General features: G+C 60.2%; 10 protein-coding genes and 3 pseudogenes. 6 read left to right on the top strand and 7 right to left on the bottom strand.

Annotated elements, in window-relative coordinates; all coding sequences use genetic code 11:
• Window positions 1–64 precede the first annotated feature (64 nt).
• The 5 genes and pseudogenes from selO to NTD89_RS29500 all read right to left on the bottom strand — a co-directional run.
• Window positions 65–1,528 carry a protein adenylyltransferase SelO gene (selO, locus tag NTD89_RS07960; protein WP_262207015.1) on the bottom strand — a complete coding sequence of 488 codons (1,464 nt, stop codon included), beginning with the start codon at window positions 1,526–1,528 and terminating at the stop codon, window positions 65–67.
• A gap of 48 nt (window positions 1,529–1,576) precedes the next feature.
• Window positions 1,577–4,915 carry a mechanosensitive channel MscK gene (gene mscK, locus NTD89_RS07955; RefSeq protein WP_242198854.1) on the bottom strand — a complete coding sequence of 1,113 codons (3,339 nt, stop codon included), beginning with the start codon at window positions 4,913–4,915 and terminating at the stop codon, window positions 1,577–1,579.
• A gap of 56 nt (window positions 4,916–4,971) precedes the next feature.
• Window positions 4,972–6,714, bottom strand: a complete 1,743-nt coding sequence (locus NTD89_RS07950) for a potassium/proton antiporter (protein WP_106577559.1) — start codon at window positions 6,712–6,714, stop codon at window positions 4,972–4,974.
• Window positions 6,715–6,944: 230 nt separating this feature from the next.
• Window positions 6,945–7,544, bottom strand: a pseudogene (locus NTD89_RS29505) (methyl-accepting chemotaxis protein); the annotation flags it as partial.
• Window positions 7,545–7,847: 303 nt separating this feature from the next.
• Window positions 7,848–8,504, bottom strand: a pseudogene (locus tag NTD89_RS29500) (MCP four helix bundle domain-containing protein); the annotation flags it as partial.
• 343 nt (window positions 8,505–8,847) lie between these two features.
• Between NTD89_RS29500 and NTD89_RS07940 the strand changes: the two are divergent.
• Window positions 8,848–9,078 carry a hypothetical protein gene (locus NTD89_RS07940; protein ID WP_038844376.1) on the top strand — a complete coding sequence of 77 codons (231 nt, stop codon included), beginning with the start codon at window positions 8,848–8,850 and terminating at the stop codon, window positions 9,076–9,078.
• On the top strand, window positions 9,075–9,368 hold the full coding sequence (locus NTD89_RS07935; protein WP_119738009.1) for a cell division protein ZapA: 294 nt from the start codon (window positions 9,075–9,077) through the stop codon (window positions 9,366–9,368). The genes NTD89_RS07940 and NTD89_RS07935 overlap by 4 nt, the downstream gene beginning before the upstream one ends.
• Here NTD89_RS07935 and NTD89_RS07930 read toward each other — a convergent pair.
• Both NTD89_RS07930 and putA read right to left on the bottom strand, forming a co-directional pair.
• On the bottom strand, window positions 9,365–11,167 hold the full coding sequence (locus NTD89_RS07930) for an acyl-CoA dehydrogenase (protein WP_262207012.1): 1,803 nt from the start codon (window positions 11,165–11,167) through the stop codon (window positions 9,365–9,367). The genes NTD89_RS07935 and NTD89_RS07930 overlap by 4 nt on opposite strands.
• Window positions 11,168–11,394: 227 nt before the next feature.
• Window positions 11,395–15,348 carry a trifunctional transcriptional regulator/proline dehydrogenase/L-glutamate gamma-semialdehyde dehydrogenase gene (putA, locus tag NTD89_RS07925; protein ID WP_262207011.1) on the bottom strand — a complete coding sequence of 1,318 codons (3,954 nt, stop codon included), beginning with the start codon at window positions 15,346–15,348 and terminating at the stop codon, window positions 11,395–11,397.
• A gap of 463 nt (window positions 15,349–15,811) precedes the next feature.
• On the opposite strand from putA, the gene putP reads away from it, so the two are divergent.
• The 4 genes and pseudogenes from putP to NTD89_RS07905 all read left to right on the top strand — a co-directional run bounded on the left by putP (window position 15,812) and on the right by NTD89_RS07905 (window position 20,936).
• The gene (putP, locus tag NTD89_RS07920) at window positions 15,812–17,296 is read left to right on the top strand and encodes a sodium/proline symporter PutP (RefSeq protein WP_262207010.1); all 1,485 of its coding nucleotides are present in this window, start codon (window positions 15,812–15,814) and stop codon (window positions 17,294–17,296) included.
• A gap of 204 nt (window positions 17,297–17,500) precedes the next feature.
• Window positions 17,501–19,504 (top strand): annotated as a pseudogene (gene tssI / locus NTD89_RS07915) (type VI secretion system tip protein TssI/VgrG); the annotation flags it as partial.
• Window positions 19,505–20,061: 557 nt separating this feature from the next.
• Window positions 20,062–20,538, top strand: coding sequence for a hypothetical protein (locus NTD89_RS07910; protein ID WP_262207009.1), 477 nt, complete (start codon window positions 20,062–20,064; stop codon window positions 20,536–20,538).
• Complete coding sequence (locus NTD89_RS07905; RefSeq protein ID WP_262207008.1) at window positions 20,538–20,936, top strand: hypothetical protein; 399 nt, start codon at window positions 20,538–20,540, stop codon at window positions 20,934–20,936. Before NTD89_RS07910 ends, NTD89_RS07905 begins: the two co-directional genes overlap by 1 nt.
• The last annotated feature ends 532 nt before the right edge of the window (window positions 20,937–21,468 follow it).

Here is a 21,468-nt window from a genome sequence, read left to right as displayed (position 1 = left end):
GCTGCTTCGCAGCCCAACGCGGGGCAAGCCCGCTCGCCACCGTAAACGTATCGTTTTTGCGAACTTACGATGAGCAACTAATTTCCAAATGCTTGCCCCAATCCGGCGGCCGCTGGGCGTATTGCTCCATCCCCACCTGCTCTTCAAAGGGTTTGCTCAGCACTTCATGCAATCGACGTACTTCGCTGTAGTCGCCTGACTCGGCGGCGGCGATGGCGTTTTGTGCAAGGTAGTTGCGCAGGATGTACAGCGGGTTTACCGCGTGCATGCGCTCACGGCGCTGCACTTCGCTGTAGTCCCCGTCTCGCGCAACGCGGGCTTTGTAGCGTTCGGCCCAAGCATCAAATCCTGCGAGGTCGACGAAGTCATCGCGCAGCCGCGCCACGGCCAACGCCGCTGACTCATCACCCAAGCGGCGGAAGAACAGGGTGTAATCGACGCCGCTGTTCTGCATCAGCTTGAGCAACTGCTCCACCAGCTTCTGGTCATCGTCTTCGGCGGTGGTCAGTCCTAGCCGGCGGCGCATCAGGTCCAGGTAATGGGCCTGGTACAGCGGCAGGTAAAGGCCAAGCGCCTCTTTCAAGGCGTCAACGCTGATAAACGGCGTGAGCGCCTGGGCCAGCGCGCTGAGGTTCCACTGCCCAATGGGTACCTGATTACTGAAGGAATAGCGCCCTTCGTGATCGGAGTGGTTGCAGATGAAGTGCGCGTCAAAGTCATCGAGAAACGCAAAAGGCCCGAAGTCGAAGGTGATGCCCAGGATCGACATGTTGTCGGTGTTCATCACGCCGTGGCAGAAGCCATAGGCCTGCCATTTGGCGATCATTTCGGCATTGCGCTCGACAATTTCGCGGAACATCGCCATGTACGGCTCGGGCTGCTCGCGGCACTCGGGGTAGTGCAGGTTCAACACGTGTTCGGCCAGTTCAGCCTGCTGCTCGGGCTTTTTGGTGTAGTAAAAATATTCGAAATGCCCGAAGCGGATATGGCTGTGCGCAAGGCGCAGCACCATGGCGCCGCGTTCCTGTTTCTCGCGCCAGACGGGTGTGCTGGAGCCGATCACGCACAAGGCGCGGCTGCTGGGAATGCCCAGCGCATGCAAGGCCTCGGAAGCGAGAAACTCACGGATCGAAGAGCGCAGCACCGCGCGGCCGTCGCCCATGCGCGAATAAGGCGTCATCCCGGCGCCTTTGAGGTGCAAGTCCCAGTGTTCGCCGGCCTCGTTGTACACCTCGCCCAGCAACAGCCCACGGCCGTCGCCCAGTTGCGGGGTGTAGCCGCCAAACTGGTGACCGGAATAGACCATCGCTCGCGGCTCCGCTTCGGCCCACAGCTTGTGCCCGCTGAACAGCTCGGCAAACACCGGCGTTTCGGCCACCGCCGGGTCGAGGTCGAGCAGCGCCATGGCGGCGTTGCTCGCCACCACAAGGCGCGGCTCATCAAGGGGTTCAGGCAGTACGTGGGTTGAGAACGCGTCGCCCAGGCGTGCGAAGCGGTTGTCGAAGGTCAGTTCGTCGAGGGCTTTCACCGGCCATCTCCAGCAGAATGTCCGAGCATTCTGCTGGGGATAGGCGCGTTAGTCGAGTTTGCTCGGCGGTGGTTCTTGCACGCCGCCGTCGTTGGCGGGTTTGGCTGGGGTATCGACTTCCACCAGTTTGTATTCCTGGCCGTGGAGGTTCTTGAGGTAAACCTCCATCTGGCGGAACGAGATGTTGATGTGGTGGTTCTTGAACTCGCGGTTGATAAAGCGGTTCACCTCGTCGATCACCGGGTTGCGGTCACCGAGGTCGCGCACGTGCATGCGCAGTTCGTGGTCGAGGGTGCTTTCGCCGAAGTTGAGGAAGTACACGTGGGGTTCCGGCTCTTTCAACACGCGCGGGTTTTCTCGCGCCGCCTTGAGTAAGAGTTCCTTCACCAGGTCCAGGTCGGAGCCGTAGTCCACGCCCAGTTTCAGGGTCACGCGGGTGATGGTGTCGGTCAGCGACCAGTTGATCAGTTGCCCGGTAATAAACGTCTTGTTCGGGACGATGATGTCTTTGCGGTCAAAGTCGGTGATGGTCGTCGCACGGATGCGGATCTTGCTGACCGTGCCCGACAGGTTGCCGATGGTGATGGTGTCGCCGATACGCACCGGGCGTTCGAACAGGATCATGATGCCGGAGATAAAGTTGGCGAAGATCTCCTGCATCCCGAAGCCCAACCCCACCGACAGCGCTGCCACCAGCCATTGCAACTTGTCCCAGCTCACGCCGAGCGTGGACAGGGTGGAGACAAAGCCGACGCCGGCAATCACGTACGACAGCAAGGTGGTTGTGGCGTAGGCGCTGCCTTGAGCCAGGTCCAGCTTGGACAGCACCAGCACTTCCAGCAAACCCGGCAAGTTGCGCGCCAGGGCGAAGGTGATGCCGATGATGATCGACGCACCCAGCAAGTCGCCGAAGCTGATCGGCACCATGCTGATGTTGGCGCCGGTGCCGCTGGTGTATTCGTACAGGGTGATGTTGTCCAGGTAGGAGAACACGGTGATCAGGTCTTTCCACACCCAGTACAGCGCCGCGATAAAGCCGCCGAGCAGGGCCAGGCGGATCAGGCGCATGGACTGTTCGTTGACCTGTTCGATATCCAGGGTCGGTTCTTCGATCACCGCTTCGCCATCCCCGGCTTCCTTGGCTGCCTGGCGTTTGGCCAGTGCGCGCGCGTAGGCCAGGCGCCGTGCGGCGACGCCCAGGCCGCGCACGAAGGTGGCTTCGATCACCAGCCAGAACATCAGCAGGTACAGGGTATTGATCAAGCGGTCGCTGAGTTTGAGCGCGGTGTAGTAATAGCCAAAGCACACCGCCAGAAACAGGGCGACGGGCAGGGCGGTGAACACCAGGCCCACGGCTTTACGAAACAGTGAGGCTTTCTCGTGGGTCGGGCTGTTCAGCAGCAGGCGGCCCAGCAACCAGGCCATCAACGCGTAGCACGTCAGCACCACACCGATGCCCAGTACGTCGTCGGCCAGCGCCTCGGGTTGGTGCTCGGCGATGGCCACTACGGCCACCAATGCCAGCACTACCAGGCCGAGTTTGCGCACCCAGCCTTGCAGGAATTCAACCTGGGGTTTCTCCCAGCGAAAGTGCAGTTCCGCCACGCCGCCCGGCGCCAGGATGCGGTAGGCGGTGTAGAACACCAGCCACGCTTGGGCGATCTGCAGCAGTGCATCGCCCAGGTTGGCGTTTTGCCCGCGGGCGTCGATCTGCAGCGCGTAGCCGCACAGCGCCAGGCCCAGGGACACCGGCATCGCCAGCAGAATGTTGATCAGGATGGCTTGCGGCGTGTGCCACTGGCTGTCGCGCTTGAAGTGGCCGATGTCCAGGTGAACCTTGTTCAGCCGCTGGTACAGCGCTTTACGCCGCCACAACAATGCACCGATCAACAGCAGCAGGGGCAGGAACAACAGCGGGCGCTGGGTCAGGCCGTCGTAGAGTTCGCTGACGCTGGAGGCCCACGGCAGAGTGGTGATCTGTTTGTTCAGGTGCGCCGGTACGGTTTCCAGCCACTCGGTGTCCAGCGGCTTATTGCTGGGGATCCAGAACATTTGCTCATCCAGCGTCGCGCGCAGGGTGGTGGCGGTGCTGAGCAGTTGTTTCTGGTTCAGTTGCAGGGTGATCGATTCGTTCAACAGTGCGCTCAGCTCACGGCTCAGGCGCTCGAGCAAGTCGCTGCGGGTGATCGCCAATTCCAGCAAGGTGCGGCGCAGTTGCGGCGTCACGTCTTCCGGTGGCTGGTTGGCCAGCAAGTTATCCACATAGGCACTGGGTGAGTTGATCTGCTCACGTTGCTGGTTGATCTCGAACTGGTACAGGCGAATGTTGGCGATATCGTCTGCCAGGTCGCGGTCGACCGTGAGACGGGGCAGCGCCTGTTTCTGCTTGTAGAGGATCTTGGAGAGCAGCAGGCTGCCCTTGAGCACGTTGATTTGCTCGTCCAGGGCCGAGTCGCTTTGCGTCACTGCGTCCAATTGCTGCTTGGTCTTGAGGTTGGCCTGGGTCAGCTCGTTAAGGCGGTCGGTACTCTTGAGCAGGTAGTCGGACAGTTTGAGGTTGGCCGCGCTTTCCGAGGCCAGCAGGCTGCTGCCCCCGGCTTTCTGCGCTTCGATGGACTGTTGGGTCACGGTCTGCTGGGACTGGGCCAGGCGTTTCTGGTTGATCAGCGTTTGCAGGTCCTGGATTTCCTGCTCCAGGCGGCTGGTTTTCTCGGTTGCCAGGTCGCGCTGGCTATTGCCCAGGTCTTGCAGTTGGCTGTTGCCGGCCAGTTCCTGGCGGCGCAGTGGAATCAGGGCATTGAGGGCGGCCAGTTCGGCATTCAGCTGGTTGCGCTGGTCGCCGGTGAGGGTCTTGCCGTTGTCTTTGCCCGCCTTGAGGATCGAATTGATCTGCTGAATGCGCGTCTGGCTGTTGCTGATTTCGGTCTGGGCGCGTTCGGGGCGGGTCTGGGCGGCGACGGACATGCTGTTGGCGTCGGCCACGGTTTTTTGCAGATCGCCTTGCTGGGTGGTGCGTTGCACCAGCAATTGCTCAAGCTGCGGCACCGGCAGGGTGGCGTAGCGCTGCGCCACCGGGATGATTTTAGTGGCCTTGAGCCGCACCAGTTCGCGCTGGTTTTCAGTGGTCTGGCGCGGAGCGTCTTCGAGCTGGCGCTTGAGGTCGACAAGGCGCTGCTCGTAATCCTGCTTGTTGCCCAGGTAGGTCAGGGTCTGTTGCAGGATGGTTTGCAGCGCCTTCATGTCGGCGTCGGGCAGCTTGCGGTCGGGCAGTTTGTCCAGGGTTTGCTGGATGGACTCGGCGCTGGGCGGGTCGGCGGCGTAAACGCTGCCGACACAGAGGGTCAGACCCAGCAGGGCAGTGGCTAAAAAGGTGCGCAGAGTTGTCATGGATACCGGTCGAGCAAGGTAAAGAAGGTGGGGGCGTGGCGCCATAGCCCCGCAGTTTAGAGGAAGAGTCCAGGGCCTGGACGACTTCCTTCGGGGAATTTGACGCCGACTTTTCCGATTCTGTTCCCGTCCATGACCGCGACGGTCCACAGCGTGTTGTTCCATTCCACTTGGTCGCCCACCACTGGCGCGCCGCCGACCTTCTGGGTGATGAAGCGACTCAGCGGCATATCCGGGTCGATACCCTCAAGCTTGAGGCCGTACAGCGCCGACACCGCGCCCAGCTGGGCGTCGCCTTCGAGCACAAAGTCGCCGAAGAAGCGCAGGTCGAGACCGCGTTGCGGCGCCTGGCTGAACAGTTTGCCCAGGGCCGGCAGGTTGTGCTCGTGGCCGATCACACAGAGCAAATCGTCGACTTCAAGCACCGTACTGCCCGACGGATGGAGCAGTTGCTGACCACGGAACAGCGCGGCGATCCGCGTGCCTTCGGGCATTTTCAGTTCGCGCAGGGCCGCGCCGATGCACCATTTTTCTGCGCCCAGGCGGTAGACGAACAGCTCCCACTCGCTGGTAACGTGCACTTCCAGGGCAGCGCGGGAGATCGGCGCAGGGTCTGGCGGTACGGTCACTTTCAGCAGTTTGGCCACCCACGGCAGGCTCGTGCCCTGCACCAGCAGCGAAACCAGCACGATAAAGAACGCCAGGTTAAAATACAGCTGCGCGTGCGGCAGGCCGGCCATCAGCGGGAACACCGCCAGAATGATCGGTACCGCGCCGCGCAGGCCGACCCAGGCGATAAACGCTTTTTCGCGCCCGTGGAACGCCTTGAACGGCAGCAGGCCGACCATCACCGACAGCGGCCGCGCAAACAGGATCATCCACAGCGCCAGGCCCAGGGCGGGCAGGGCGATGGGCAGCAAGTCATGCGGCGTGACCAGCAGGCCCAGCACCAGGAACATGCCGATCTGTGCCAGCCAGGCCATGCCGTCGAGCATATGCAAAATGCCATGGCGGCTGCGCACCGGCCGGTTGCCGATTACCAGGCCGCACAGGTACACGGCGAGAAAGCCGCTGCCGTGCAGGGCGTTGGTCAGCGCGAACACCACCAGGCCACCGGCGATCACCAGGATCGGGTACAGGCCGGTGGCCAGGTTGATGCGGTTGACCATCTGCAGCATCAGCCAGCCGCCGCCCAAACCGACGATGCCGCCGATGCCGAACTCGCGAATCAGGTGGGTCAGCAGGCTCCAATGCAGGCCGGTCTGGCCGGTGGCGAGCATGTCGATCAGGGTCACGGTGAGAAACACCGCCATCGGGTCGTTGCTGCCGGATTCGATTTCCAGGCTGGCGGTCACCCGTTCGTTCAGGCCTTTGCCGCCCAGCAGGGAGAACACCGCGGCGGCGTCGGTTGAGCCGACAATCGCGCCGATCAGCAAGCCTTGAATGATATTGAGGTTGAATAGCCACGCTGCGGCCATGCCGGTGAGGCCCGTGGTGATCAACACCCCAACCGTGGCCAGCGACAACGCCGGCCAGAGTGCCACGCGAAAACTCGCCACCCGTGTGCGCAAGCCGCCGTCGAGCAGGATCACTGCCAAGGCAAGGTTGCCCACCAGGTAGGCGGTCGGGTAATTGTCGAAGATAATGCCGCCGCCATCGACGCCGGCGATCATGCCCACGGCCAGGATGATCACCAGAATCGGGATCCCCAGGCGGGACGAAAGAGAACTCACCAGAATGCTCGCACCCACCAGCAACGCGCCGATCAAGAACAGGCTGTTGATGGTCGTCGCATTCAAAGGCAGTACTCCAGAACTGGGAAGACAGGGCGCAAACTGACCATGCAGTCTGCGTGCCAGCGATTCTAACCTGTTGAATTGCTGTGCTGTCAAAAAGCTTTTTCTGAATCGCACAGATCCAAATGTGGGAGCTGGCTTGCCTGCGATTGCGGTGTGTCAGTCACTGGGGTATCGACTGTTAGATTGCTATCGCAGGCAAGCCAGCTCCCACAAAGGATCACCGCAGTCAGTTACAGGCGAAAGCGCCCCACCATCCCATTTAAATCCACTGCCAGGCGCGACAACTCGCTGCTTGCTGCACTGGTTTGGCTGGCGCCGGTGGCCGATTGCACCGACAGATCACGAATGTTCACCAGGTTGCGGTCCACTTCCCGCGCCACCTGTGCCTGTTCTTCTGCCGCGCTGGCGATCACCAGGTTGCGCTCGTTGATCTCGACAATCGCGGTATTGATGGTGTCCAGCGACAGGCCCGCGCCTTTGGCGATGTTCAATGTCGATTCGGCGCGTTCGGTGCTGTTACGCATCGAATCCACCGCGTGTTCGGTGCCGGCCTGAATGCTGCCAATCATCCGCTCGATCTCGCTGGTCGACTGCTGGGTGCGATGGGCCAGGGCGCGCACTTCATCAGCCACCACGGCAAACCCGCGCCCGGCTTCACCGGCACGTGCGGCTTCAATTGCGGCGTTCAGCGCCAGCAGGTTGGTCTGGTCGGCCAGGCCTCGAATCACGTCCAGCACCTTGCCGATGTCACGCGATTCATTGGCCAGGTCGCCAATCAGCGTGGCGGTGGCCTGCACATCACCGCTCATGCGCTCGATGGCGCTGACGGTTTCCTGCACCAGATCACGGCCGTCACCCGCTGACGTGGTGGCATTGCGCGAGGCTTCCGAAGTGCTCACCGCATTGCGCGCGACTTCTTCCACGGCGCTGGTCATCTCGTTCACCGCTGTGGCGGCTTGTTCGATTTCGTTGTTTTGCTGGGTCAGGCCGCGAGCGCTTTCGTCGGTAACGGCGTTCAGCTCCTCGGCGGCGGAGGCCAGCTGCGTGGCGGAACCGGCAATGCGTTGCAGCGTGTCGCGCAATTTTTCCTGCATCTTGGCCATCGCCGCCAGCAGGCGTCCGGCCTCGTCGTTGCCGTCGACCTTGATCGGGCGGGTCAGGTTGCCTTCGGCCACTTCTTCCGCTGCTTCCAATGCCTGGGAAATGGGCAGGGTGATGCTGCGGGTCAGCAGCCAGGCGAACAACAGGGTCAGCAGGGTAGCGATCACCAACAGGCTCACCACCATATTGAAGGCCATGTTGTATTGGTCCTCGGCGTCCTTATTGGTGGTCAGGGCCATTTTGTTGTTGAGCTCCAGCAGGCGCGTGAGCACGGCATTGACCTGCTCGGAGTTGCTGAGCAATTCGGTGTTGAGCAATTTGCGCAGATCGTCGACTTGATTGGCCTGGGAGAAGCTCTTCATGCGCTCTTCAATCTGATGGTATTGACCGAGCAAGCGCACGTACTCGTCGTAGGCCGAACGCTCTTCAGCACCCTCGATGAGTTTTTCGTAGACAGCCTGGGCGGTGCGGATCTGCTGATTACGCAGCTCAAAAGCTTCGAGGGTTTTTTGCTGGATCTCCGGCTCGCGGTTGGTCAGCAGGCGGTACGACAATACCCGCAGGCGCAGGGTCAGTTGGGTGAACTCGTCGAGGGCGCGGATGCTCGGCACGCTGGCCAGGGTGATGTCTTCCGTGGCAGCACGTATCTTGCTCATTTGGTTCAGGGCGAACACACCGAGAAACAACATCAACGCGCCAATCAACGCAAAGCCGAGGAAGGCCCTCGGAGCGATATTCATATTACGAAGCGACATGCGGGAATCCTGGGGGAGAGCGCGATCCGTGCGGCCATGAGACGGTCAGTCCACCTCTATCGGTCGTAGGACTAAAGTCTAAAGGGGCCTGTGCGTTTTTGTCGCATCTGACGAGGGGTTGGGCGGATTCAGGAACCAGATCGGGTAAATGCAGTCACTAAGGCTCGAAAGTGCGGCCCGGCCCTTAAATATCGGGCTGCGCGCCTGGGATAACCCTGGCATCCGAGGTGAATTTTCTTTATCGTCACCGCCCTTTGAAAAAGCCCGAGAAATCAAAATGTTAGAAGCATCCCTCAGCCAACTGGAACAACTGGTCAGCGACCTGGTACAGCAGAATCAGGACCTACTGGGCAGCAACGAATCCCTCAAGGCCGAACTGGCCCGCGCCAAGGATGAAAACGACAGCCTGCAACTGAACCTGATGGAACAGGAAGAAAAGCACGGCGCTACCGCCGCACGCATCCAGGCCCTGGTTGAGCGTGTGAGCGCAGGTCCTGTCGGCGCATGAATGAAGGCATAAAGGTCGTTTCGATTCTCGGAGAGGATTACTCGATCAAGGCGCCGGACGGGGAAGATCAAACCCTGATGCACGCCGTGACCATGCTCAAGGCCTCCCTGGCCACCACCAAGAAAAAGTACCCGACCCTGATCGGTGACAAATTATTGGTACTGGCTGCGCTGAACCTGTGCGCCGAGCAGATCGAAATGCAAAAGCACCACCAGCAGGAACTCGACCGTTACCAAGAGCAAGTCAGCGCCACGGTCGAAGTGATTTCCAAGGCGATCGGAACGCCTTAGAACCACGCATCCTGCATCCCCAGGCACGTGTCATCGCGTGCCTCCAGAATCGCCAGTTCATGATGGCAGCTCGGCACTTCCCAGGTCAGGAAGTACCGAGCGGCCTGGAGCTTGCCTTTATAGAAGGCAACATCCGCCGCATTGCCCTTGGCCAGGCCTTCCTCGGCGCGAATCGCCTGTTCCAGCCAGCGCCAGCCAATCACCGTGTGCCCGAACACCTTCAAATACAGTGCCGAATTCGCCAGGCTGCTGTTGACCTTGCCTTGGGCGAGATCGGTCAGCAGGCCGAGTGTGACGCGCTGCAGGTTGGTCACTAATACTTCCAGTGGTTCTCGCAGTGCGGTCAGTGATGGGTATTGCTGTGCTCGAGCGCCTGTCTCGGCGATCAGGCGGATCAGTTGCTTGAGGCCCGCGCCGCCATTCTGCGCCAGCTTGCGCCCGAGCAAATCCAGGGACTGGATGCCGTGGGTGCCTTCGTGGATCGGGTTCAGGCGGTTGTCGCGGTAGTACTGCTCCACCGGGTATTCGCGGGTGTAACCGTGGCCGCCGAGAATCTGGATCGCCAGCTCGTTGGCCTTGAGGCAGAACTCCGACGGCCAGGATTTGACGATGGGCGTGAGCAGGTCGAGCAGTTCGTGGGCTTGCTTGCGCTCGCTTTCGGTTTCCAGCGTGGTGGTGTCATCGAACAACCGTGCGGCATACAGGCCGAGGTCGAAGGCGCCTTCGACGTAGGCTTTTTGTGTCAGCAGCATGCGCTTGATATCGGCGTGCTGGATGATCGAAACCGGCGCGGTGCCTGGGTCTTTGCTGTCGGGCAGGCGACCTTGTGGGCGTTCGCGGGCGTATTCCAGCGAATAGAGGTAGCCGGCGTAACCGAGCATGACTGCGCCCATGCCCACGCCGATGCGCGCCTCGTTCATCATCTGGAACATGCAGCTCAGACCCTGATGCGGCTTGCCGACCAGATAGCCGACGCAATTGCCGTTATCGCCGAAGTTAAGCGCCGTGGACGTGGTGCCGCGCCAGCCCATCTTGTGGAACAACCCGGCCAGCAGCACATCGTTGCGCGCGCCCAGGCTGCCATCCTCGTTGACCAGGAACTTGGGCACGATAAACAGCGAAATACCCTTCACCCCGGCCGGCGCATCCGGCAGCTTGGCCAGCACCATGTGCACGATGTTTTCCGACAGCGAATGGTCGCCGCCGGAGATGAAGATCTTGTTGCCCTTGAGGCGATAACTGCCGTCAGCCGCTGGCTCTGCCCGCGTACGAATATCCGACAGGGATGAACCGGCATGTGGCTCGGTCAGTGCCATGGTGCCGAAAAAGCGGCCCTCGATCATTGGCTGCAGGAAGCGCTGCTTCTGCGCTTCGGTGCCGAAGCTTTCGATCAGGTTGGCGGCGCCCATGGTCAGGAACGGGTAGGAGGTCGAGGCCGCGTTGGCCGACTGGAAGTGCGCAAAACAGGCTTGCGACAGCAGGGTCGGCAACTGCATGCCGCCGGCGTCGAAGCTGCGCGCGGCGTTGAGAAAGCCGGCTTCGAGGAACGCGTCCACGGCGGGTTTGACGTCCGGGATCAGGATCGCCTTGCCGTCTTCATAGCGCGGTTCATTTTCGTCGTTTTTGCGGTTGTGCGGCGCGAAGTACTTTTCGGCAATGCTGCGCGCGGTGCTGATGGCGGCATCGAACGTTTCGCGGTTGTGCTCGGCAAACCGCTCGCGCTGGGTCAGGCCCTCGGCATCGAGGACTTCGTACAGCTCGAAAGCCAGATTGCGGGAACTGAGCAGCGTCTCGGACATGGCGGCTTACCTTTTAAGGGAATGGCCGGAGTCTAAGTGCGCAAATAGAGGCTGGATAGCAAGATTGATTTGCGTGATGCAGAGCCAGAACGCGAGAAGGGCGTTGCGAACGCGGTCAATGTGGGAGCTGGCTTGCCTGCGATGAGGCAGTGCCAGCCGACATCTTTGTCACTGACCCGCCGCTATCGCAGGCAAGCCAGCTCCCACATTTTTCCGCGTTTCGTCAGTTAGCCGATAGTCATCAGGCTGGCGTTACCGCCCGCCGCAGCGGTGTTAACACTCAACGCCCGCTCAATTACCAGACGCTCCAGCGCAATCGCCGTCTCGCCCTGTGACAAACCATGCACCCCGACAATCGCCCCACCACGCTGCGCCACTTGCTGGCACACCGCACGCAATTGATCGGAATCACCGTGGTGCAGGACCGCGTCGAATACCACCTCATCTTTGGTCCAGTCAGCCACGCGCTTGATCTTCGCCTGAACTTCCCTCGGCAGGCGTGGGAACAACGCTTTAGTCAGGTCAGTTTCCGGCCATACTGCCGAACCGCCGACGGCCAATACCGCCGCCAGTTGCGTCAGCAGATCACCTTCCACGTCCGCCAGACACAGCACGTGCTCGCGGGGCAGGATCGCGTAGCTGTTGCGCTCGCCGGTCGGGCCGGCCAGCTGGCGGGTAATACCGCTTTGCGACTGCGCGGCGAACTGGTTGCACAGGGCGCTCAGTTCGCTGAACTTGTGGCTGTCGGCCCAGGTTTTCAGGGCGGTCAGCGGTTGGCTCATGGCATCGCGCAGACGCACGTCCGGCGCGGCCAGCTTGTCGCCACGTGCGAAGGATTGTTCGATCGCATCGGTAGGACGCGTCGACAGCAGACGGTACAGGTACAGCGGCCCACCGGCTTTCGGGCCAGTGCCCGACAAGCCTTCGCCGCCGAATGGCTGCACGCCAACCACCGCGCCCACGATGTTGCGGTTCACATAGACGTTACCGGCGTGAACATTGTCGATCACCTTGGCGATGGTCTCGTCAATGCGGGTGTGCACGCCCAGCGTCAGGCCGTAGCCGGAGGCATTGATCTGCGCGATGAGCTGGTCGATCTCTTTGCGCTTGTAACGCACCACGTGCAGCACCGGGCCGAAGATCTCGCGTTGCAGTTCGTCGAAGCTTTCCAGCTCGATCAGGGTGGGCATCACGAAGGTGCCGCGCTTGATCTCCTCGCCATCGGCAATCGCCACCTGGTACACGTTGCGACCTTTGTCACGCATGGCCTGGATGTGTTTCTCGATGCCAGCCTTGGCTTCGGCGTCGATCACCGGGCCGATGTCTACCGACAGGCGCTCCGGGTTGCCCAGACGGCATTCAGCCATGGCACCCTTGAGCATTTCGATCACACGGTCTGCCGAATCTTCCTGCAGGCACAGAACGCGCAGGGCCGAGCAGCGCTGGCCGGCGCTGTCGAAGGCCGAGGACACAACGTCGATGACCACTTGCTCGGTCAGCGCCGAAGAGTCGACGATCATTGCGTTCTGGCCACCGGTTTCGGCGATCAGCGGAATCGGGCGGCCCTGGGCATCCAGGCGGCCCGCAACGCTGCGTTGCAGCAGGCGCGCCACTTCGGTGGAGCCGGTGAACATCACGCCTTTGACGCGATCATCTCCCACCAGGCGGGCACCGACGCTTTCGCCCTGGCCCGGCAGCAGTTGCAGCACGCCTTGCGGAATGCCGGCTTCGAGCAAAATGCGCACAGCTTGTGCCGCCACCAGCGGGGTTTGCTCGGCAGGCTTGGCCAATACCGGGTTACCGGCAGCCAGTGCGGCAGCCACTTGGCCGCTGAAGATCGCCAGCGGGAAGTTCCACGGGCTGATGCACACCACTGGGCCCAATGGGCGGTGGGCGTCGTTGGTGAAATCGTTACGGGCCTGTACCGCGTAGTAGCGCAGGAAATCCACGGCTTCGCGCACTTCGGCGATGGCGTTGGCGAAAGTCTTGCCGGCCTCGCGGGCCAGCAGGCCCATCAACGGCTGGATCTCACCTTCCATCAAGTCGGCGGCACGCTCCAGGATCGCGGCGCGCTCGGCGGGCGGGGTGGCCTGCCAGATCGGGCCGGCATTGATCGCGCATTGAGTGGCGTTGTCGACGTCTTCGACGGTGGCTTCCTGTACATGGCCCACCACGTCACGCAGGTCGGAGGGGTTCAGCACAGGTGCGGCCGGCTCATTGCTGGAGGCGCAACCCAGCATCGGCGCGGCTTTCCAGTCGTTATGCGCGGTAGCCAGCAAGGCGCAGGACAACGACGCCAGGCGGTGTTCGTTCGCCAGGTCGATACCGGCCGAGTTGGCGCGGTCGCTGCCATACAGGTCACGCGGCAGTGGAATACGCGGGTGCGGCAGGCCGAAGCCGCCTTCCAGCGTGGCCATCTGCTCGATGCTGGCCACTGGGTCGGCCACCAGTTCCTGAATCGAAATAGTGTGGTCCGCAATACGGTTGACGAACGAGGTGTTGGCGCCGTTTTCCAGCAGGCGACGCACCAGGTAGGCCAGCAGTGTTTCGTGGGTACCGACCGGTGCGTACACGCGGCACGGACGGTTCAGCTTGCCCTCGGAAACCTTGCCTACAACCTGCTCGTACAGCGGTTCACCCATGCCGTGCAGGCATTGGAACTCGTACTGGCCGGGGTAATAGTTCTGACCGGCGATGTGGTAAATGGCCGACAGGGTGTGGGCGTTGTGCGTGGCGAACTGTGGGTAGATGGCTTCCGGCACCGACAGCAGTTTGCGTGCGCAGGCAATGTAGGAAACGTCGGTGTACACCTTGCGGGTGTACACCGGGTAGCCTTCCAGGCCTTCAACTTGGGCGCGCTTGATCTCGCTGTCCCAGTACGCGCCTTTTACCAGGCGGATCATCAGGCGATGGCGGCTGCGGCGTGCCAGGTCGATGACGTAGTCGATCACATACGGGCAGCGTTTCTGGTAGGCCTGGATCACGAAGCCGATGCCGTTCCAGCCGGTCAGTTGCGGCTCGAAGCACAGGCGTTCGAGCAGGTCGAGCGACAGCTCCAGACGGTCGGCTTCTTCGGCGTCGATGTTCAGGCCAATGTCGTAGTGCTTGGCCAGCAACGTCAGCGACAGCAGGCGCGGGTACAGCTCGTCCATCACACGCTCGTACTGAGCACGGCTGTAACGCGGGTGCAGCGCCGAGAGCTTGATGGAAATGCCCGGGCCTTCATAAATCCCACGGCCGTGAGAGGCTTTGCCGATGGAGTGAATGGCTTGTTCGTACGAGGCCAGGTACTTCTGGGCGTCGTGTTCGGTCAGCGCGGCTTCGCCGAGCATGTCGTAGGAATAGCGGAAGCCCTTGGCTTCGAACTTGCTCGCATTGGCCAGGGCTTCGGCGATGGTTTCGCCGGTGACGAACTGCTCGCCCATCAGGCGCATGGCCATGTCGACGCCCTTGCGAATCATCGGCTCGCCGCTCTTGCCTATAATGCGGCTCAGGGACGAGGTCAAACCCGCTTCGTTGTGCGTGGCGACCAGTTTGCCGGTCAGCAGCAGGCCCCAAGTGGCGGCGTTGACGAACAGCGACGGGCTGTTGCCCAGGTGCGGTTGCCAGTTGCCGGTGCTGATTTTGTCGCGGATCAGTGCGTCGCGCGTGCCCTTGTCCGGGATGCGCAGCAGCGCTTCGGCCAGGCACATCAGGGCCACGCCTTCCTGGGACGACAGGGAAAATTCTTGCAGCAGGCCTTGAACAATACCGGCACGGCCGCCGGCGCTCTTCTGATTGCGCAACTTCTCGGCAATCGAGGCGGCCAGCTTATTGGTGGCTTCGGCCATCTGCTGCGGCAGGCGCGCCTGCTCGATCAGCATCGGCACCACTTCCGGTTCCGGGCGGCGGTAGGCGGCGGTGATCGAGGCGCGCAGTACCGATTGCGGCAGGATGCTTTCGGCGAACTCCAGGAAGCACTGGTGGGCGTGGTCAGGCTGAACCTCGCCAGCGTCCTCCGCGTCCTTGCTGCCCAAGCCATTGAGCTCGTTCAGGGTTGCACCACCCTCCAGTTTCTCCAGGTAATTGAAAATCGCCTGCTTGATCAGCCAGTGAGGCGTGCGATCAATGGAGGTCGCGGCGGCCTTGAGGCGTTCGCGGGTCGGGTCGTCGAGTTTGACCCCAAGGGTGGTCGTTGCCATCTTTTTATCCTCATGGGTGCCACTACTGCGTGGCATCTGCTGGCGGCAAGATTAGCTTTGCCCATGCAGAGGTGCAACCGGGTGCAACCCAAATTGTTCAGGAAATTTTTGATCGTGATCGGGAAAAAATCCGGCCTTCAGCAAAATCTGCTTTCCCTTGGTGCGTTTACTTCTGAGGTCGGCTGTTCTTGCTCCGAAAAGGAGCAAAAAACCATGGGTTTGGCCTAAACATGTCTAGGTGCAACTTATTCTCAAGAAACTGGTTGCACCTTATTTGCTTTGTTGAATAGCATTCGCGCCCAAGGTGCAACCGCCTGCAAGGTTCGGTTCATCGGCTGGCGGCTTTCCTGGGGAAACGCCAGTCATAAATGCACGGCACGCAGTCTCGTCTATCCGCTTATCAACGGGTGGCCGTCTGACACAGACCGTCGCTACATAAAAACAAAGCCAGGGCGTCACTCTTATGAGCGTAAGTAATCCTACCCTGATCACATTTGTGATCTACATCGCAGCAATGGTGTTGATCGGCTTCATGGCCTATCGCTCCACCAACAACCTCTCTGACTACATCCTCGGCGGTCGCAGCCTCGGCAGCGTGGTCACCGCGTTGTCCGCCGGTGCTTCCGATATGAGCGGCTGGTTGTTGATGGGCCTGCCGGGCGCCATCTACATGTCCGGTCTGTCGGAAAGCTGGATCGCCATCGGCCTGATCGTCGGCGCGTACCTGAATTGGTTGTTCGTGGCCGGCCGCCTGCGGGTGCAGACCGAGCACAACGGCGACGCCCTGACGCTGCCGGATTACTTCTCCAGCCGTTTCGAAGACAAAAGCGGCCTGCTGCGAATCATCTCTGCGGTGGTGATTCTGGTGTTCTTCACCATTTATTGCGCTTCCGGCATCGTGGCCGGCGCCCGTCTGTTTGAAAGCACTTTCGGCATGTCCTACGAGACCGCGCTGTGGGCCGGTGCTGCCGCGACAATTGCCTACACCTTCGTCGGTGGTTTCCTGGCAGTCAGTTGGACAGATACCGTACAAGCCACGCTGATGATCTTCGCGCTGATCCTGACGCCGATCATTGTGTTGCTGGCCACCGGTGGCATCGACACCACGTTCCTGGCGATCGAAGCCAAGAACCCCGACAACTTCAACATGCTGAAAAACACCACCTTCATCGGCATCATTTCGCTGATGGGCTGGGGCCTGGGTTACTTCGGCCAGCCGCACATCCTCGCGCGGTTCATGGCGGCGGATTCGGTGAAGTCGATTGCCAAGGCGCGTCGCATCTCCATGACCTGGATGATCCTGTGCCTGGGCGGCACCGTGGCGGTGGGTTTCTTCGGCATCGCTTACTTCTCGGCGCACCCGGAAGTGGCCGGCCCGGTCAACGAGAACCACGAACGTGTGTTCATCGAACTGGCCAAGCTGCTGTTCAACCCGTGGATCGCCGGCGTGCTGTTGTCGGCCATTCTGGCTGCGGTCATGAGTACCCTGAGTTGCCAGTTGCTGGTGTGCTCGAGCGCGCTGACCGAAGACTTCTACAAAACTTTCCTGCGCAAAAACGCCTCCCAGGTTGAGCTGGTGTGGGTCGGCCGCGCGATGGTGCTGCTGGTTGCCCTGATCGCGATTGCCATGGCGGCCAACCCGAACAACCGCGTGCTGGGTCTGGTGAGCTACGCCTGGGCCGGTTTCGGCGCCGCGTTCGGGCCTGTGGTGCTGATCTCGGTGATCTGGAAACAGATGACCCGCAACGGCGCACTGGCCGGCATCCTGGTCGGCGCGGTCACTGTGATTGTGTGGAAGCACTTCGAGCTGCTGGGCCTGTACGAAATCATCCCGGGCTTTATCTTCGCCAGCCTGGCGATCTACGTCGTCAGCAAGCTGGGCGCACCGACTCCCGGTATGGTCGAGCGTTTTGACGCGGCGGAAAGAGACTACAACCTCAACAAGTAATTCGTCGGGTGTTAAGCGCCCGTTGAATTGGAAAAAAGGCCCGCGTCCTACGGATTGCGGGCCTTTTTTTGCGTGTGATTTGGGTTGGTCCGAAGAACTTTCTGATGCGCGCGCGTAGGGATTTACTGATTTGTCTGGGGCGTGCTCAGCAGGGCGCACCCGTAGTGCAGAATCGGCCGCCTACCCTTCGCAGAGAAACACCGGATGTTCGCTCCTGCCAATCAAAGTGCGTTTAACCTGACCCTGGATGGGGTTGCCAGCGACCTCAAGGTCTACAGCTTCCAGGGTGAGGAGGCGCTGAGTCAGCCTTACTGTATCGACCTTGAACTGGTCAGCGAACAGCCCGATCTCGATTTGGAAAGCTTGCTGCATCGCCAGGCCTATCTGGGGTTCGATGAGCAGGGGCATGGGGTGCATGGCCTGGTCTATCGAGTCGGGCAGGGCGAGTCGGGGCGGCGCCTGACGCGTTATCAGATCCGTCTTGTGCCGCATCTTAAGTACCTGGCGCACAGCAGTCATCAGCGTATTTTTCAGCACAAGAGTGTGCCGCAGATTGTGGCGCTGGTTTTGGTCGGGCAAGGCATCCTGAGCGACCGCTTTGAGTTTCGCCTGAGCGGTACTTATCCACTGCGCGAGTATTGCGTGCAGTTCGGCGAGACTGATCTGGCGTTCATTCAACGTCTGTGCGCCGAGGTGGGCATCCACTACCACTTCCAGCATTCGCCCGATGGGCACCTGCTGGTATTCGGTGATGACCAGACGGTGTTTGCTGAGGCCGAACACCCCACTCCCTACAGCCCCGGTTCCGGGATGGTGGCGGCAACACCGGCGATCAAGCGCTTTGCGATGCAACTGGAAACCCGCACAACAGGGGTAAACCTGCGCGATTATGATTTTCGTAAGCCGCGCCTGACGCTGGAAAGTGCCGTGGCTGGCGAGCAGCTTCCGCGCCTTGAAATGCAGCAGTATCCCGGCCACTTTTCCGATCGCCCCCATGGCAAATACCTTGCGCATCGAGGCTTGGAGCGCCTGCGCAGAGACTCGAAAGCCGCCCAGGGTGAAGGCGATGATCCCGCCTTGGGCAGTGGCCGGTTCCTCAGGCTTGGCGGGCACCCGCGAGAAAGCTGGAATGATTTGTGGCTGGTCACCCAGGTTTCCCATCAGGGCAAACAACCTCAGGTGCTGGAAGAGGCTGTTGCTGAGGTGGCAGGGGGAGATTTTCGTCAGGGCTACCACAACACGTTTATCGCCGTGCCATGGGATGTGATTTTCCGCCCGCCCTTGCCTGAACTGCCACGCCCGAGCATCGGCGGTTATCAACACGCGGTGGTTACCGGGCCTGCCGACAGTGAAATCCATTGCGACGAATACGGTCGGGTCAAGGTGCAACTGGCCTGGGACCGTGACGGGGAACACAACGAGCACTCCAGCTGCTGGCTGCGTGTCGCCAGTGGCTGGGCGCATGATCGTTACGGCTCGGTGCTGATACCCAGGGTCGGTATGGAAGTGCTGGTGGGGTTCGCCAATGGTGACCTGGACATGCCGCTGGTGATGGGCTGCCTGCCCAACGCGGCAACGCCGGTGCCCCTTGACCTGCCGGCAGACAAGACCCGCAGCATCTTTCGCAGCCAGAGCAGCCCGGGGGGTGGCGGTTACAACGAGCTGCGCATCGAAGACCGCAAAGGCGCCGAGGAAATCTACCTGCGCGCCCAGCGCGATTGGACTCAGCATGTGCTGCATAACCAGCAAGTGCAGGTGGATAACCAGCGCCGGGTGAAAGTGGGCGGCGAGTCGCACCATGAACTGCAAGGCGAAGAGCAGCGCATTACCCATGGCAACCGCCTGACTGAACTCAAGCAGGACGATCATTTGGTGGTCGGTGGCTCGCAGCAGATGCGTGCAGGTCGCACCATCCAGATCGGAGCGGGGCAGAGCATCGTCATCGACGCCGGTGCGAGCGTGACAATCCAGGCCGGAGGGCAGTCGATCACGCTGTCGGCGGGTGGGATTTTCAGCAGCGTGCCGATCCAGCTTGGCGGCGCGCCGGCTGCCGCGACTGCGCCGTTAATGCCGGGGATAAAGGAAAAGCTGCTGGCGGTTGTTCCCGCCCCATTAAGCCGCGTGCAAGTGGCCAGCCTGAAACGTAGCGCACCTTTTTGCGAAGAGTGCGAGCGCTGCAAGAACGGCCAGTGTGACCTCCCGCAGCATGGGAATAAAGGTCCGGGACCCTCTGCCGGGAAAGCTGCTGGCGTCGAGCCGGGGTTTCATATCGTGCAGCGCGCAATGTCTCGGGATGCCTTGGAAAAGTCGCTGTTCGAATCGCCCAGTGCGATCGTGCTGGAGCGGTTTCGCAGCCTCAATCCACAACTCACGCAGTACGCCAGGCCGGGGCAAATGCTCGTCCTCAGCGACCCGCTTAACAGCCAATGCACGCGTGAAGAGGCATTGCTGATGGAGGCGGCGAAAGAAGTGAACGATTCACTGACGCCGATGAGCGATGACGAGGCGGCGTTTATGGTTGAGCACCAGCAAGAGGTTGGTGCTTTTTTGGCGCAGAGTTCGATGGCGTTGGGGGTGGGGATCCAGCATGGTGGAAAATCATTTAACGCGGACCAAGTCCGTCCTCGTAGATCTTGAAAAGTTGCACGTCAAAGCCTTTCAGGCTCAGGGCAATTTGCAAGGTGCAGAATTTTTCGCTAAACGTCAGAAGCTGTTAACTCAACTGGATAACAGCCTCGGGCCTCTGGTACGCAAAGGTGTTGGCATTGCCGATCACCCAAAGCTCAAAAAAGCATTGGGGATTTCCAGTCGTAGTTTGGTTCATCATTGGAGCAAAGCGGGGGTGTCAGGGGATTCCTGGATATGCGACGCATATTCAAAGTGTGGCGCGGGCGAGCCAGTATATGAAGGTCGGTGGGTTTATCGGTATTGGGCTAGGGGGATCAGCGTCCGCATTGAAGGTGAAGGAAGCGTGTCGAGTTGGAAGTAAAGATAATTGTCAAAGAGTGAAATATACAGAAGGAGGGAATTTTGTCAGGAACGCCGCGGTTGGCTGGTTAGGTGGTGCTTCCGCAGCAGCGGGTGCAGGAACAGTGTGTGTTGCTATAGGTGCAGGTACTGCGGGTTTAGGAGGCATTTTATGTATTTTGGTTGTTGTAGGTGCAGGCACTGCTGCCGGTGGCGCCGTTGGTGCGCTTGCTGGAGAGAGGATCGGAGATTTTATTTATGAGGTGGGGAAGTAATGAAGGGTGAATTTTACGCATTTTATATGTGGTGCTGGATAGGCGTATTTGTGTTCATTTTTTTTACATTTTTGGTTCAGGTTTATTTTTCTTACTCTAAAGTTAATGAAATATTGGAATGCCTAGGTGAGTCAAATATTGTATTGGGTCGTCAATTTATTCTTGGGGACGGGATTTTCAGTAGGTCGTTTTTTGTACTGTCGATTGCGGGGATGCTTGTGTTTCCTGAAACGCATATAAAAGACGGCGGGTTTACTCGTGAGGAGTTTGAAGGCGTTCCTTATCGGCTTAGATTTCAACTAAAAGCACTGGTGTATGTTTTGTTTTTTTCGGTTGGGGTTTGCATAGCTTTATTGTGTATTGGTGAGTATATGGGTTGGCTTAATAAACATTCTTAGACGCTCGGTTATTCGCCGATTGTTTTGCCATATTTTGTCGTGAAGGAGCATTATTTTATGCTAATGCAGTCCATACCCCGCACATGGCTATTCCACTCCCCGATTCAACCAGCCGAAAAAACTCTTCGTCATGTTTAGCAGCGCCAGCGCCGCCAGGCCTTTGGACGCTTGGCGAACCCTTTCAGCCGGTCTACCGCCCCATCCAATCTGGGCAGGTACGGTTTACAGCGAATGGACTGAGGTCATGCATTGCGTCGCCATGATCGAGCCCGAAAGCCCATTCTTCGACTGGATAGCAACCACCGAATCTACGGATTGGGGCTGGCTGGCGGTATCCAGTATATGAAGGTCGGCGGGTTTATCGGTATTGAGCTAGGGGGATCAGCGTCCGCATTGAAGGTGAAGGAAACGTGTCGAGTTGGAAGTTCTGCGGAGTGTAAGAAAGTGAAACTCATGGAGGGCGGAAGCTTTTTAGGTTTTGTTGGAGGCAGTGGGGCGGGTGCGTATTTGGGCGCATTAGGGGCCACTTCTA

The sequence above is a fragment of the Pseudomonas sp. 14P_5.3_Bac1 genome, assembly GCF_025466135.1.
Classification (GTDB): Bacteria; Pseudomonadota; Gammaproteobacteria; order Pseudomonadales; family Pseudomonadaceae; genus Aquipseudomonas.
This window is presented reverse-complemented; position numbering and strand designations above follow the sequence as displayed.

Bases quoted from the DNA above. Each gene is read 5' to 3' on its own strand.
- mscK (WP_242198854.1), bottom strand. From the start codon at position 4,915: ATGACAACTCTGCGCACCTTTTTAGCCACTGCCCTGCTGGGTCTGACC.
- NTD89_RS07940 (WP_038844376.1), top strand. From the start codon at position 8,848: ATGTTAGAAGCATCCCTCAGCCAACTGGAACAACTGGTCAGCGACCTG.
- NTD89_RS07935 (WP_119738009.1), top strand. From the start codon at position 9,075: ATGAATGAAGGCATAAAGGTCGTTTCGATTCTCGGAGAGGATTACTCG.
- NTD89_RS07930 (WP_262207012.1), bottom strand. From the start codon at position 11,167: ATGTCCGAGACGCTGCTCAGTTCCCGCAATCTGGCTTTCGAGCTGTAC.
- putA (WP_262207011.1), bottom strand. From the start codon at position 15,348: ATGGCAACGACCACCCTTGGGGTCAAACTCGACGACCCGACCCGCGAA.
- putP (WP_262207010.1), top strand. From the start codon at position 15,812: ATGAGCGTAAGTAATCCTACCCTGATCACATTTGTGATCTACATCGCA.
- NTD89_RS07905 (WP_262207008.1), top strand. From the start codon at position 20,538: ATGAAGGGTGAATTTTACGCATTTTATATGTGGTGCTGGATAGGCGTA.